Genomic DNA, 13,160 nt, shown 5'->3' with positions numbered 1-13,160 from the left:
ACATCCAATATGAAATGGTCAATAATTCCAATTCCTAATTTAAACTGGAACTAGGAGTCTTACTCGCTACAAACCATTTCTAAAAAAAAAAGAGCTAATCCATCATAGATTAGCTCTAATTTTATTTCCCCACTACGTTTTTCTTATACCACTCTGCAGCCGCTTCTACTTCATCATATGTCAATTGATGCCCTCTATTTTCCCAATGTAGATGAACTTTTGCATTGGCTCTTTCTAATATAGATTGTAATTCAGCAGATTCTAACGGGGAGCAGATAGGGTCATTGGTTCCAGCACCGATAAATACAGATGTTCCAGTTAGGTCTGGTAATTCGATCCCCTTTATTGGAACCATCGGATGATGGAGGATTGCCCCTTTCAATGCATCTTGGTAGTGAAACAATAAACTTCCTGCTATGTTTGCACCATTAGAATACCCAATTGCAATCACATTTCCGCGGTCAAATCCATATTTTACGGATACTTCATCTATAAAATCATTCAGTTCCTTTGTTCGAAAAATTAAATCTTCCTCATCAAAAACGCCTTCTGCTAGTCTGCGGAAAAATCGAGGCATACCATTTTCTAACACATTTCCGCGCACACTTAAATAGGAAGCATCTTCATCTATTTTACCTGCTAAAGGGATTAGATCTAATTCATTTCCACCCGTTCCATGAAGTAAAAGAAAAGTCGATTTCGTGTCATCCTTACCTTTTTGAAAAATATGTTTCATCTCTGATTCTCCTTCCTAACTCATTCCACAAACATGTTTAGTCTAGTTCTCTTACTGTAATCGGAATCAATCCTTGTTCAATCTTCTCTCTTTGTGATTCATATTGTGGAGGTAGCATCAATTTTTCTCCCATGGTAGCCTGTGACTCATCATAAGCAAAACCAGGTGGATCTGTAGCAATTTCAAAAAGAATTTCCCCATGTTCTCTAAAGTAAACCGCATTAAAGTAATTCCGGTCTTTAACGGGCGTTACCCCATATCCATTGCTTTCGATAAGCTTTTTCCAGTCTAATTGATCTTGGTCATCCTTTGCACGCCAAGCAATATGATGAACCGTTCCGACACCCATTCTCCCTCGGCCACTTGATGTCTTCTTTAAATCAATGATATTTCCAATGATACCTATGGAACGAAATCGAACGAACTCTCCTTCTTCACCGACTTTCTCTAATCCCATTACATGTTCAAGAAGATGTGCGGTTTCATCAGGTCTTGCAGATAGAAGAGTAGCTCCGCCAAATCCCTTAATAGCTACATCAGAAGAAATACCATCAAAATCCCAAGTGTTCTTTTGACCATCTTCTCTTTCGACTATCTCTAAATGAAGACCATGCGGATCCCCAAACACTAGATATTCTTCGCCAAAGCGTATCATTTTTGTAAAAGGAATCTTAAAATGTTGTAATCTCTTTTCCCAGAATTCCATAGCCCCTGTTGGAACAAGATAGGATGTCACCCCTACTTGACCATCGCCAATTCGCCCTGAATAAGCATCTGCCCATGGAAAAAAGGTAATAATCGTTCCTGGGTTACCACTTTCATCACCAAAATAAAGATGATAGGTTCCTGGGTCATCAAAGTTAACGGTTTGTTTCACTAAGCGTAGGCCTAATACACCCGCATAAAAATCAACATTTTCTTGAGGATGTCCGACAATCGCTGAAATATGATGAATACCCATTGTTTTTTTAGTCATGCCGTTCACTCCTTTATTTCTAAATACAATATTTTTCCATCAAAAATAGTCTTCCCTATTCTCATAGTTTCCAAATATCAAAATATCTCAAATTAAAGTATCTTGAATTAAGGATAAATGAATAAATAGAATTTGTCAACTAAGCAGACAAAAGGAGTGCCGAACCCCACTTACAGGTTCGGCACTCCATATTATTTTATTACTATGCTGCTCTTTTTAGATGCTTAAACTGGCCCTTTGATAATACAGTCTTTTCTAGTCTGTGGCCTAAAATCCCAGCAAATACCGCTAAGATTACATCCTTTGGAAGCGGAACAACCATCCAAAGCCAAGCCATTTTATAGCTGAAGCCTTCTGGTGCAGCAGCCCAAAATTTATAGCCATAATACATCCAGTTTGTTCCAACTACATAATTAATCACGAAACCAACTAATGCAGCTACCACAAAAGTAGTAACACTTCTGTTTTTTTCAACCATTTTCCCTACAACATACGCGACTAAAATAAAGGAAAGAATAAATCCAAATGTAGGGCTAAGTAAAGTAGAAAAACCGCTTCCAAATTGCGCAAAAACAGGAACCCCAACTAAACCAACTAATGTATATGTAATCATGGCAATCGAGCCAACACGACTACCGAGTACTAGTCCTGCTAAAATCGCAAAAAAGGTTTGTAACGTGATCGGCACTCCTCCTACAACCATAAATGGTACAATCGAGGTAATATTGGAGCCAATCGCCATTAAAGCAACAAACATCCCCACAAGAGTGATATCAATCGTTTTTAAATTTCTCACACATTTTCCTCCTTAAACTATCAACTTACTAAGTTAAAGATAGTGGATTCTCCGACCTATTGTCAACCTATTTTTATTTTTGGTTAACAATAGGTTTTTAGAAGGACAGTATATGAATTTAAACCGCTTCTATTAAAAATATAACTATACTAGATTTATGCATATTGGAATGAAAAAGAGAATCCGTGCAGGTGCTGAATTATTTTCAAATAAATTGAAGTCGTTTTCTTCATTACTTCGTCTAAAGATAGAACTTCACAAAGGAGGCGAAACATGGTACACAATCATGTCAATGAACAAGCTATATTCTCTGGAAAAAACCAAGAGGAAGTTCTTGAGAATATTATGAATAGCTATGGGTCAGCTATTAAAAGTCTAATTTATAGTTATATGAAAGATTGGGAGATAACGAGTGACCTTACACAGGAAGTATTAGTAACCATCTATTTAAAATTAGACACCTTCCACCATAAATCATCGTTGAAGACTTGGATCTATTCCATTGCCATCAATAAATGTAAGGATTATATGAAAAGTTGGCATTATCGGAATACCGTTATTAATGAAAAGCTTTTTTTCTTTATGAGAGATTCAAAGAAAACGCCTGAAGAACAGATCATTGAAAAAAGTAATAATAAGGAGCTTGAGAAAGCCATTTGGTCACTTCCCCTAAAGTATAGAGAAGTTTTTCTCCTTTACTACTATCAAGATTTCAGTTTGGAAGAGGTTAGTGAAGCTCTAGGGATTCCTATTGCTACTGTAAAAACAAGATTATACCGCGGAAAGGAAAAAGTAAAAAAAAGTTTTATCCCTAATGATAGAGGTGAATTACATGGATAATTTAGGTCAAGAAGTCAAACGTGTTTTAAATGAATCAATGTCCCCTCAATCCACTTTAACAGAATTAGAAAGGCAACAAGTTCGCAGAAAAATACGAAGCTCGAATGTTAGAATAAAGAAAAAAGTAGACTTATTTCCAAAAATATTAACCGGTTTAGCTATGTCCGCTTTTTTCATCTTGATTGGAGCGTTTATTGGGAATCAATATGGTGGCCCTATAGAAAATATTAGTGGATCATCATCCCACAAAACAGAAGCTATAGATCACAAATCTGTTTATGAAAACATGTCAGATGGTGAGGTTTTAAATGGCTGGACACTTAAAAATGATTATGCAACGGACGGAGCAAAAACGACCCAATCAGGTTTAAGAACAGCTTACTTTGTTGGTAGAACCACTGTTGAGGGAAAGGTTATTTTTTACGATGAAAAGGACATTAAAAATCCTTCAAGAATGGTCTTTTATCCATCACAAAAATCTCTTAAAGCATTGCCTATTGAAGAGGGAACTTCAGAAGAGATTGTTTTCAGTTTTGAGCAGCAACAACAGCTCGAATCCATTTTAGGAATGATGCCGGGAACCGAAAAAGAAGTTAAAATGCTGGTTAATCAATATACCGCTTATTATAAGTCTGGTTCAGATATTCCAGATGTCATTTCCTTTTTAAAAATCATGCAGCCAGGAGAAAAAGAATCGATTACAACCGATCATCTTTTTACCATCAATGATGATTTACAGTTTGTATTACCTTCCCATCTCCAAAACATTTACGAAACATTATTAGTTAAAACAAAAAATAATTCTTTAAAGGATTTAACACCATATGAAGTTTTCCAATTATATTGGTATGCAGAGGAACAAAAAGATTACGATAAACAATATGCCTTATTTATTGATGATCCGGACCAAATACCTGTGTTTGCTTCACTTGAAGATTATTTAGAAGCTGCCAATAAATCGATCAACCAATATTATCAAAAAGACATGATGGAACGCATTAAGCATCGAACTAAAGATAACCCGTTAAGAGAGGAACTTATCGATGAGACTCATGCTAACATTATTATTAATGAAGAAGAAGGAATTGGCTTTGGGTTAGTAAAAAACCAAGAAGGCATTTGGAAAGTAAAATGGCTTCCTCTTCAATAAGAAAAGCGGATGCGCCCGTTTAGCACTGATATACTTTCTTAAGCTAAACAAATACCCCCTTGCGACGTCGCAAGGGGGATTTATTAGTTTACTTTTTTTATTAAGCTTTGATTGGCTTTTGAAGTTCTTACCTCCACTGTTAACGTCCCTTTACTCATAGAAGCCTTTAATAACAAAGGCACTCCTGTTGTATTTTCAAATCTAAAGTCTAGCCCTCCGTATGAGACGGTTGCATCCCTACCTTTAGGAACATATCCAACATTTACTGAATGATGATGTTTTTCCACATAGTCGACTCCGATTTGATCGACAGCATTAAACAAGGTTGATGAGGTTTGGCAAATTCCTCCGCCAATTCCTTCGACTAATTTTCCATTCACAGCTTCCATTGCCTTTTGATATCCATGTTCAGCATCACTTGGTCCAACAGTTGTATTAAAGGAAAAAACATCCCCAACTCCAAGGATTACGTTGTTAATCGCCTGTGCTGAAAGCTCGATATTCTTCGTTCTTCCTGCTACACTGCTGTCAAAATGAGTCTGGTAGGTAGCAACTACCACTTCCCCTAATTGTGGAACCTCCTCTAGCTTGTAACCACTTTCCGTTACATAAAGCGGCAACTCTACCGTTCCCCCTTTAACCGATGCAGCCAGTACCTTCTCCAATAATTCCGATTCCTCGAGTATTACTCTAGGTTTTCCTTTGATAATTTCGCCATTTTCACCGACTTTGTCGGGAATCATTCGTTGGTCATAACCTGATTTTGTTTCCGTTCCTCTTGCTGCTGCTTTGACCCAGCTCCCAATTTCCTTTTTATACTTTTCTAAATCTGTTTCATAGCCCATCTCACCCGGATTAAAGGTCTTAATAACCTCTTTTGTATTTGGTTCGACTACTGTAACGACAACTGGTTTTTCTTCTTCTATCTTCTGCGCTTCTTTTTCTAATTCCTCCATTTTCTTTAATGCTGCTTCTTTTTCTTCCTTTTCCATATCAAGCTGTTTCTCTAATTCGGTTATTTTTTTCTCTAATTCTTTTTCAGTTGATGTTTTTTGTGAACATCCGACCAACCCTAAAAAACTAATGGCTACTATCAGTAAAATAATCCATTTCGTTTTCCCCATGATTCTCCCAACTTTTCTTTAATTTTGATTATCAATCTCCCTTCACCCATTCTATTCGGGGGTCTTTTCCCATATGCCACAGTACAAGCTGGAACTTCGTGTATCTAAATAAAATACACATTTCCTTTTTGTCTTTTTTGTGTCTAGGAATCACATTTCATATAAAGATTTCATCATTTTATATTGATAATTTATTACTATCGCTATAGTATATAAGTATAGATAACAGATACCCTACAGGGCATAAAACAATACCTATTTTTTAAAAAACATTGTTGCCCTCGGTGTCATTTGTGAAACATTTCACACTTTTATATTCCTATTTGTGAATTATTTCACAAAATTATCACATTCATTATTTTCGGTTTCATTTTAAAGGAGGAAATACACATGTCTAAGAAAATCATCATTGTAGGTGGAGTTGCCGGAGGCGCTACTGCAGCAGCTAGATTAAGAAGATTAGATGAAACATCAACCATCGTTCTTTTTGAACGTGGCGAACATATATCCTTTGCTAATTGCGGTTTACCTTATTATATTGGAGAAACGATTAAGGATCGTAATAAACTTTTAGTACAAACAGTTGAAGGAATGAGTAAGAAATTTAATTTAGATATTCGCAATCTGACTGAAGTAGTAGAAATCAATCGTGAGAAAAAGACGATTTCAGCTAAAAACCTTCGAACAAATGAAGTATATGATGAAAGCTACGATACATTAATTCTCTCACCTGGGGCGAAACCAATTGTTCCAAATATTGAAGGTTTAGCCGATGCTAAAAACGTATTTACCCTAAGAAATATTCCTGATACAGATAGAATTAAAACGTTTGTGGACGAGCAACACCCTAAAAGAGCCGTTGTTATTGGCGGAGGCTTTATCGGCTTAGAAATGGCTGAAAACCTAGTAGAACGCGGGATTGAAGTGACTGTCGTTGAACTTGGCAAACAAGTAATGGCACCCATTGATTACGAAATGGCCTCTATCGTTCACTCTCACTTAAGAGATAAGGGTGTCGACTTAATTTTAGAAGATGGCGTAAAAGCCTTTAAACCAGGTGGTACGATTGAGCTTGCAAGTGGCACAAAAATCTGTACTGACATGTCCATTTTATCCATCGGTGTAAGCCCAGAAAATAAATTGGCTGTTATGGCTGGATTAGACGTAGGCGGACGTGGCGGTATTCAAGTAAATGAATATCTACAAACCAATGATCCTAACATCTATGCGATTGGTGATGCTATTGAGGTAAAAGATTATATTAATGGTAATGCAGCGATGATCCCGCTTGCTGGACCAGCCAACCGCCAAGGACGTATCGTTGCAAATAATGTGTATGGCAAAAATGAAAAGTACAAAGGTACTTTAGGTACAGTCATTGCAAAAGTCTTTGACTTAGCGGTAGCTTCTACTGGATTAAATGAAAAACAACTTAAACAATTAGGCAAAAACTATCAAGCTGTTCACATTCATCCAAGTTCTCATGCTGGATACTACCCAGGTGCTGCACCGATTGCATTCAAGTTACTATTCAATCCTGAAACTGGTGCAATTTACGGGGCACAAGCAGTCGGTGAGGATGGTGCTGATAAACGTATTGATGTCATTTCAACCGCTATTAAAGGTAATCTTTCTGTTTATGATTTAACCGAAATTGAATTATCATACGCACCTCCATTTTCATCTGCCAAAGACCCTGTTAATATGGCAGGTTATGTGGCTACTAATATCATGGAAGGAGACGTATCTACGGTTCAATGGGATGAGATCGATGAAATTGTTGGAAACGGCGGACTGCTCATTGATGTCAGAGAACCAATTGAAAGAGAAATGGGCTTCATTAAAGGTTCTATTAATATCCCGCTTGGTGAAATTCGTGAACGTTTAAATGATATTCCAAAGGATCAAACGATTTATGTAGCATGTCAGGTTGGCTTAAGAGGTTATTTAGCTTCAAGAATTCTGAAGGAAAATGGTTATGATGTGAAAAATTTAGACGGAGGATGGAAAACTTACTCTGCCGTTTTCAATCAGACTGTTAAGAAAGCAGCTCAAGGTGCTGCTGAGGAAGTGGAAGTAGCTATTAAAATTGACGCTGCTGGATTATCTTGTCCTGGTCCAATCATGGAAGTTCATAAAAATATGAAGAAGCTTGAAAATAGAGAGTACCTACAAATTTCAACAACCGATTGTAATTTTACAAAGGATATATCCGCATGGTGCCAAAAAAATCAGCACACTTTAGTAAGAACAGAAAGAAATGAAAAAGTCTATGTAACCACTATCAAAAAGGGATCTTAATAATAGCTTGGACTGTCGCTTTTGCGGCAGTCTTTTTGTTTGTTACTTTCTTATTTAAAATTCAGATTGTATGGTGAATCAATAATAAGGTTCCCTCACTTGAGGATGGATGCCGATAAAAAAGACAAGATCAGAGTCCTATACACTCTGATCCTGTCACATATTTTTATACTTCACTTGTATACTTTTCAGGCAATAGCTCCATCACATTGCATTTTACTAACTCTCCATTGTAAGAAATGATGACATCTGTATCTTTTCCATAATCACTTATTAATTCTCTACACATGCCACAAGGAGCTACAACCCAGCATTTTTCTATATCTTCATGTGGATGAGGGTGGGCAACGGCTACAATCGTATCAAATTCATGATCTCCTTCAGAGATAGACTTTCCAATTGCCATAGCTTCACCACATACTGTTATTCTGCCTACATTTGCTTCAACATGTACAGCAGCAAAAACTTGGTCAGATGTTGTTCTTACCGCTGAACCAATATGATGCCTTCCATACCTATAATTTTTTATAATTACCTCTTCGGCAGCTTTTATCAAATCATAGTCTCTACTTTCCAATGGTCTTACGTTTAACATAATGATTTCTTCTCCTAACATCATTGCATTCGTTTTTAAAAGGTTGTTTTCGTAAAAATCCCAAAAGCTGGATTTTTACAGCTTCCCTTAATGAGTGAGCAGCTCTTTTCTAGTTTCCTAAAGAATTTTAATCAAATTCTTATGTAAAATCATTCTTTATTAGTTTTAAAAACAACAAAGTTTTAGAAAAGAGCCTTTTAAAATGACTTTTGTTCTATACCCAGCATTTTACCATAATCTTCTTATAATTTAGAAAATATATTAACATTCCATAGTTTATAAATACTTTAAATCAAATTAATCTTTCACTTTAACAAATGGCTATGTTATCACTGAATATTGATTTCAATGTGTTGAAAAATAAACGGAAAAATTCCGTTTATTTTGGGAAATACCCATATTTCCTTAAAAATAGGGGGAGTTTTTCCGGTTATCCTATCCAAACCTTTGGGTTTCTGTCGTATTTAGAGCCGTTAATCGGAATATCTCCGCTTGTATCTGCTTCTTTAGCTTTCTCTATATACATTAGTCGGAATTTCTTCGCCTATTAATTCTTATATCTAACGAAAATCAACAATGAATAATAACAAAGCTTAACAAATAAAAAAAGAGCCCAAAAAGAGCCCTTTTAAAAAATTTTCTGTATTAATAAAATGACTCCTACCAGGAGCCAAACCAATGTACCAGGTCATATAGGAGTTCCTTTTTTCTGGTTTGGTTGGTTTTGATTGATACCTCAAGAACCTGTGTTACAGTCATTCATTTTTTTATTTTCTTTTTCCACTTTGATCACTCTTCCCTTTGCAAACATAGTCTGCATTTTTGATTAGAGTTTAAATTAAAGATATACTACTGTAAACTGTCCTCCACCGAATAAAGTCCTCATGTAATCAATTTTTACATTTTCAAAATAGACTCTATCCCTGGCATTTACTAAAAACTGAATACCATCTAATTCTGTTATTTCATCATTGTCTAAAGCTGACTCCTCCAGAGTCAGACGAAGCTGCGGACCACCTCAGCCAATTCCCATATTTAAACGGATTAACGGCTTTACTCCCTCTGAGATAAGGTCTTGAAGTTCATTTTTTATTGCTGTAATTGCTGCGTCTGTAACCTTTGCCATATGTTCTCACCTCATCTTCCATTAACCAATACATCAAAGGAAGGAACAATCGAATGTTCCCTCCTTTCATTATTTTATATCCTAGTTTTTTAACGCCTGCATAATGCCATTTGGATCAAATCCTAGTACCCATTTTCCATTAATATCTGTTTGCGGTACACCCATTTGGCCAGTTGTTCTTACAATTTGCTGCATAATAGCTGGATTCGTTTCAACGTTTACTTCTTTAAAAGGAATATTTTGATCAGTTAAGAAATTTTTTAACATCACACAGTAAGGACAACGTGTTGTTGTATAAACCGTAATTGAATTCATTATCAATCACCTCATAATGATTTATAGTACTCTTATTCCTCAACTATAGAAGATGTGAAAAATTACTCAACATTTCCTTCCCAAGCTAGCATTCCGCCAGTCATGTTAATCACATTAAAACCTTGGCTTTCTAAGAACATTGATGCATTTCCACTTCTTCCGCCTGAACGACAAACCATAACGTATTCTTTTGACTTGTCTAATTCATGCATACGGAATTCTAATAAACCTAATGGAATATTTACTGCACCAGGAATTTTTCCTGCACGTACTTCGTCCACTTCACGAACATCGATAATATTTAATACCTTTTTATCATTTAATAAGTTTTCTACTTCTTTAGCTGTAATGTGTTTCATGTTATACTTCCTCTCCTTATCTCCAGGCGCTTACTCCGCCTTTTACGTTTGTAATTTTTGTAAATCCTAATTTTTTAAGAACCTTGGTTGCCTTTTGGCTTCTCATACCACTTTGACAAATCACGACAACTTCCTTATCTTTTAATAATTCATTTGCCTTTTGGTTTAAAAGGTGTAAAGGGATATTTTTAAACCCGCGAATATGATTTCCTTTAAATTCACCAGGAGTTCTTACATCAACAAATTGTTTATTCTTATCTGTTAATTCATTTTTCAATTCAGCTGTTGTAATTTGTCTTACACCTTTAGTTGGCAATAAACGTTGAATAAAAAAGATAACGATAAGACCAATAATAATATAATTAAGATATTGCATTCGATATCTCACCTTCCTATTTATATTTTACCCAATAGGGTATAATTTCATCGAAAATAAATACGGGTATTACCCCTGGACATTATTATCTACTTTTAACAAGTAGGTTAATGGCTTCCTTTAATAATTGTTCAGAATCCTTTTCCCCACTATCATCAGCTTTTCGAACACAATCTACTATATTGGAACTTACTACCACACCAATGGTTCTGTCAATGGCTGTTCTAGCAGCTGTTAATTGAGTGATAACATCCTTACAATCTTTATTATCTTCCATCATTCTAATAATGCCTCTTAACTGTCCTTCAATCCGTTTTAATCTATTCTTAATTTGGTCATTGTAATCCATCATCCATCTACCTCCTTTACCCTTTTTTATCATTACTGTAGTCAGTACCCTTTAATGTTAGATCGAAGGGCAAATGAATAACGGCTACATCAACTATACTATACCCCGTAAGGTATAAAGTCAACACCTTATCCTAAAAAAATAAATGTAAAATTTTATGTAAAAATTTCTCAATATGACTAAGGTTTTAAACACTATATTTATAGAAGGAACTTGATATACCTCATTTCTTTTTGTCTTTTTTGTGAACTAACACACATAATTTATTTAAATTATCATCGATTCATATTGCTAATTTTATATACCCCTTATAGTATAAGAGTATAAAGCTTCAATACCCTATAGGGCATTTTAGAAAAAACTTGTTTTTCGTGATAAATCGCACAGATTCATTTTATTTTCATTGTTAATATACCTATAAAGGTATACAAAAGGAGGAAACACTAATGTCTAAGAAAATTATTATTGTCGGTGGAGTTGCCGGAGGTGCTACTGCAGCAGCTAGATTAAGAAGATTAGATGAAACTTCTACTATCGTTCTATTTGAGCGTGGTGAACATATATCCTTTGCTAATTGTGGTTTACCTTATTATATTGGAGAAACGATTAAAGACCGAAATAAACTTTTAGTTCAGACCGTTGAAGGAATGAGTAAGAAGTTTAATTTAGATATACGCAATTTAACAGAAGTAGTAGAAATCAATCGTGAGAACAAAACAATTTCAGCTAAAAACCTTCAAACAAATGAAGTATATGAAGAAAGCTATGATACATTGATTTTATCTCCAGGAGCAAGACCAATTGTTCCAAATTTCGAGGGCTTAGCTGATGCTAAAAACGTCTTTACGTTACGAAACATTCCTGATACAGATAAAATTAAATCATTTGTTGATGAACAGCTTCCTAAAAAGGCCGTTGTCATCGGCGGTGGTTTTATCGGATTAGAAATGGCGGAAAATTTAGTGGAACGAGGCATTGAAGTAACGGTTGTTGAACTCGGTAAACAAGTCATGGCACCGATCGATTTCGAAATGGCTTCTATCGTCCACACTCATATGAAAGAAAAAGGCGTTAACCTCATTTTAGAAGATGGTGTAAAAGCCTTTAAAGATCAAGGTAACACGATTGAGCTAGCTAGCGGAACACAAATTAGCACCGACATGGTGATTCTATCTATTGGGGTTAGTCCTGAAAACAAATTAGCCGTTATGGCGGGATTAAATGTCGGCCAGCGCGGTGGTATTCAAGTAAACGAATACCTACAAACCAATGATCCTAACATCTATGCGATTGGTGATGCGATTGAGGTAAAGGATTATATTAACGGAAATGCAGCGATGATTCCACTAGCCGGTCCAGCCAACCGCCAAGGTCGTATTGTGGCAAACAATGTTTATGGAAAAAATGAAAAGTATAAAGGCACCTTGGGTACAGCTATTGCGAAGATTTTTGATTTAGCTGTAGCTGCTACTGGAATTAACGAAAAACAGCTGATTCAATTAGGAAAAAAATATCAAGCTGTTCATATTCATCCAAGCTGTCATGCTACTTACTATCCTGGGGCTGCAGCCATTGCCTTAAAATTATTATTTAACCCTGAAACAGGAGCTATTTACGGAGCACAAGCAGTTGGTACAGATGGTGTAGATAAACGAATTGATGTCATTTCAACCGCTATTAAAGGTAACTTAACCGTCTTTGATTTAACGGAAATTGAATTATCCTACGCACCTCCGTTCTCTTCAGCAAAAGATCCTGTCAATATGGCAGGGTATGTAGCTTCTAATATCATCGACGAAGATGTATCTACTGTTCAGTGGAATGAAATTGATGAAATTGTTGAAAATGGTGGATTACTTATTGATGTTCGTGAACCAAAAGAAAGAGAAAATGGCTTTATCAAAGGTTCAATTAATATCCCACTTGGAGAAATTCGTGATCGTCTAGCTGAAATTCCAAAGGACCAAACCGTTTATGTATCTTGTCAGGTTGGATTAAGAGGATATCTAGGTTCTAGAATCCTTTCAGAAAATGGCTATGATGTGAAAAACTTAGACGGTGGTTGGAAGACTTATTCCGCTGTCAAAAACTAATTTACTTAAAAGAAGACTGCAGCA

13 protein-coding genes are annotated in these 13,160 nt (G+C 35.8%); 4 read left to right on the top strand and 9 right to left on the bottom strand.

The features are described from left to right. Positions 1 to 121: 121 nt before the first annotated feature. The 3 genes from ACSBPO_RS02165 to ACSBPO_RS02155 form a co-directional block, all read right to left on the bottom strand. Positions 122 to 736: an alpha/beta hydrolase gene (locus ACSBPO_RS02165; RefSeq protein ID WP_442598330.1), complete on the bottom strand. Its 615-nt coding sequence runs from the start codon at positions 734 to 736 to the stop codon at positions 122 to 124. Between the two features lie 37 nt (positions 737 to 773). Then, on the bottom strand, positions 774 to 1,712 hold the full coding sequence (locus ACSBPO_RS02160) for a ring-cleaving dioxygenase (RefSeq protein ID WP_442598328.1): 939 nt from the start codon (positions 1,710 to 1,712) through the stop codon (positions 774 to 776). 202 nt (positions 1,713 to 1,914) lie between these two features. Then, positions 1,915 to 2,469 carry a biotin transporter BioY gene (locus tag ACSBPO_RS02155; RefSeq protein WP_442600293.1) on the bottom strand — a complete coding sequence of 185 codons (555 nt, stop codon included), beginning with the start codon at positions 2,467 to 2,469 and terminating at the stop codon, positions 1,915 to 1,917. Positions 2,470 to 2,781: 312 nt separating this feature from the next. Between ACSBPO_RS02155 and ACSBPO_RS02150 the strand changes: the two genes are divergently transcribed. Next, positions 2,782 to 3,348, top strand: a complete 567-nt coding sequence (locus ACSBPO_RS02150) for a sigma-70 family RNA polymerase sigma factor (protein ID WP_442598326.1) — start codon at positions 2,782 to 2,784, stop codon at positions 3,346 to 3,348. Continuing rightward, on the top strand, positions 3,341 to 4,498 hold the full coding sequence (locus ACSBPO_RS02145) for a hypothetical protein (RefSeq protein ID WP_442598324.1): 1,158 nt from the start codon (positions 3,341 to 3,343) through the stop codon (positions 4,496 to 4,498). Before ACSBPO_RS02150 ends, ACSBPO_RS02145 begins: the two co-directional genes overlap by 8 nt. An 83-nt stretch (positions 4,499 to 4,581) precedes the next feature. Here the strand turns inward: ACSBPO_RS02145 and ACSBPO_RS02140 are convergent, their stop codons facing one another. Beyond that, positions 4,582 to 5,622 (bottom strand): VanW family protein, encoded by a 1,041-nt coding sequence (locus ACSBPO_RS02140; protein WP_442598322.1) that lies wholly within the window; start codon positions 5,620 to 5,622, stop codon positions 4,582 to 4,584. Between the two features lie 390 nt (positions 5,623 to 6,012). Here ACSBPO_RS02140 and ACSBPO_RS02135 point away from each other — a divergent pair, with 390 nt between their 5' ends. Continuing rightward, the gene (locus tag ACSBPO_RS02135) at positions 6,013 to 7,923 is read left to right on the top strand and encodes a CoA-disulfide reductase (RefSeq protein ID WP_442598320.1); all 1,911 of its coding nucleotides are present in this window, start codon (positions 6,013 to 6,015) and stop codon (positions 7,921 to 7,923) included. 166 nt (positions 7,924 to 8,089) lie between these two features. Here the strand turns inward: ACSBPO_RS02135 and ACSBPO_RS02130 are convergent, their stop codons facing one another. The 5 genes from ACSBPO_RS02130 to ACSBPO_RS02110 all read right to left on the bottom strand — a co-directional run bounded on the left by ACSBPO_RS02130 (position 8,090) and on the right by ACSBPO_RS02110 (position 11,043). Further along, positions 8,090 to 8,518, bottom strand: a complete 429-nt coding sequence (locus ACSBPO_RS02130; RefSeq protein ID WP_442598319.1) for a cytidine deaminase — start codon at positions 8,516 to 8,518, stop codon at positions 8,090 to 8,092. A 1,207-nt stretch (positions 8,519 to 9,725) separates the two neighbouring features. Continuing rightward, positions 9,726 to 9,959 carry a glutaredoxin family protein gene (locus ACSBPO_RS02125; protein WP_442598317.1) on the bottom strand — a complete coding sequence of 78 codons (234 nt, stop codon included), beginning with the start codon at positions 9,957 to 9,959 and terminating at the stop codon, positions 9,726 to 9,728. A 62-nt stretch (positions 9,960 to 10,021) separates the two neighbouring features. After that, positions 10,022 to 10,318 carry a rhodanese-like domain-containing protein gene (locus ACSBPO_RS02120; protein ID WP_442598315.1) on the bottom strand — a complete coding sequence of 99 codons (297 nt, stop codon included), beginning with the start codon at positions 10,316 to 10,318 and terminating at the stop codon, positions 10,022 to 10,024. Between the two features lie 16 nt (positions 10,319 to 10,334). Then, entirely contained in the window at positions 10,335 to 10,694 is a 360-nt protein-coding gene (locus ACSBPO_RS02115) for a rhodanese-like domain-containing protein (protein ID WP_442598312.1), read from the bottom strand. An 85-nt stretch (positions 10,695 to 10,779) separates the two neighbouring features. Further along, entirely contained in the window at positions 10,780 to 11,043 is a 264-nt protein-coding gene (locus ACSBPO_RS02110) for a metal-sensitive transcriptional regulator (RefSeq protein WP_442600292.1), read from the bottom strand. 446 nt (positions 11,044 to 11,489) lie between these two features. Here ACSBPO_RS02110 and ACSBPO_RS02105 point away from each other — a divergent pair, with 446 nt between their 5' ends. Then, entirely contained in the window at positions 11,490 to 13,136 is a 1,647-nt protein-coding gene (locus ACSBPO_RS02105) for a CoA-disulfide reductase (protein ID WP_442598310.1), read from the top strand. Positions 13,137 to 13,160: the final 24 nt, after the last annotated feature.

This window comes from Neobacillus sp. D3-1R, from assembly GCF_052180215.1.
Lineage (GTDB): Bacteria > Bacillota > Bacilli > Bacillales > Cytobacillaceae > Pseudoneobacillus.
Note: the sequence above shows the minus strand (reverse complement) of the source record. Positions and strands in the feature narration are given on the sequence as shown.

Coding starts and splice junctions, on each gene's coding strand:
- ACSBPO_RS02135 (WP_442598320.1), top strand. CDS start 6,013: ATGTCTAAGAAAATCATCATTGTAGGTGGAGTTGCCGGAGGCGCTACT.
- ACSBPO_RS02165 (WP_442598330.1), bottom strand. CDS start 736: ATGAAACATATTTTTCAAAAAGGTAAGGATGACACGAAATCGACTTTT.
- ACSBPO_RS02130 (WP_442598319.1), bottom strand. CDS start 8,518: ATGTTAAACGTAAGACCATTGGAAAGTAGAGACTATGATTTGATAAAA.
- ACSBPO_RS02115 (WP_442598312.1), bottom strand. CDS start 10,694: ATGCAATATCTTAATTATATTATTATTGGTCTTATCGTTATCTTTTTT.
- ACSBPO_RS02120 (WP_442598315.1), bottom strand. CDS start 10,318: ATGAAACACATTACAGCTAAAGAAGTAGAAAACTTATTAAATGATAAA.
- ACSBPO_RS02160 (WP_442598328.1), bottom strand. CDS start 1,712: ATGACTAAAAAAACAATGGGTATTCATCATATTTCAGCGATTGTCGGA.
- ACSBPO_RS02150 (WP_442598326.1), top strand. CDS start 2,782: ATGGTACACAATCATGTCAATGAACAAGCTATATTCTCTGGAAAAAAC.
- ACSBPO_RS02140 (WP_442598322.1), bottom strand. CDS start 5,622: ATGGGGAAAACGAAATGGATTATTTTACTGATAGTAGCCATTAGTTTT.
- ACSBPO_RS02110 (WP_442600292.1), bottom strand. CDS start 11,043: ATGGATTACAATGACCAAATTAAGAATAGATTAAAACGGATTGAAGGA.
- ACSBPO_RS02125 (WP_442598317.1), bottom strand. CDS start 9,959: ATGAATTCAATTACGGTTTATACAACAACACGTTGTCCTTACTGTGTG.
- ACSBPO_RS02105 (WP_442598310.1), top strand. CDS start 11,490: ATGTCTAAGAAAATTATTATTGTCGGTGGAGTTGCCGGAGGTGCTACT.
- ACSBPO_RS02145 (WP_442598324.1), top strand. CDS start 3,341: ATGGATAATTTAGGTCAAGAAGTCAAACGTGTTTTAAATGAATCAATG.
- ACSBPO_RS02155 (WP_442600293.1), bottom strand. CDS start 2,469: ATGTTTGTTGCTTTAATGGCGATTGGCTCCAATATTACCTCGATTGTA.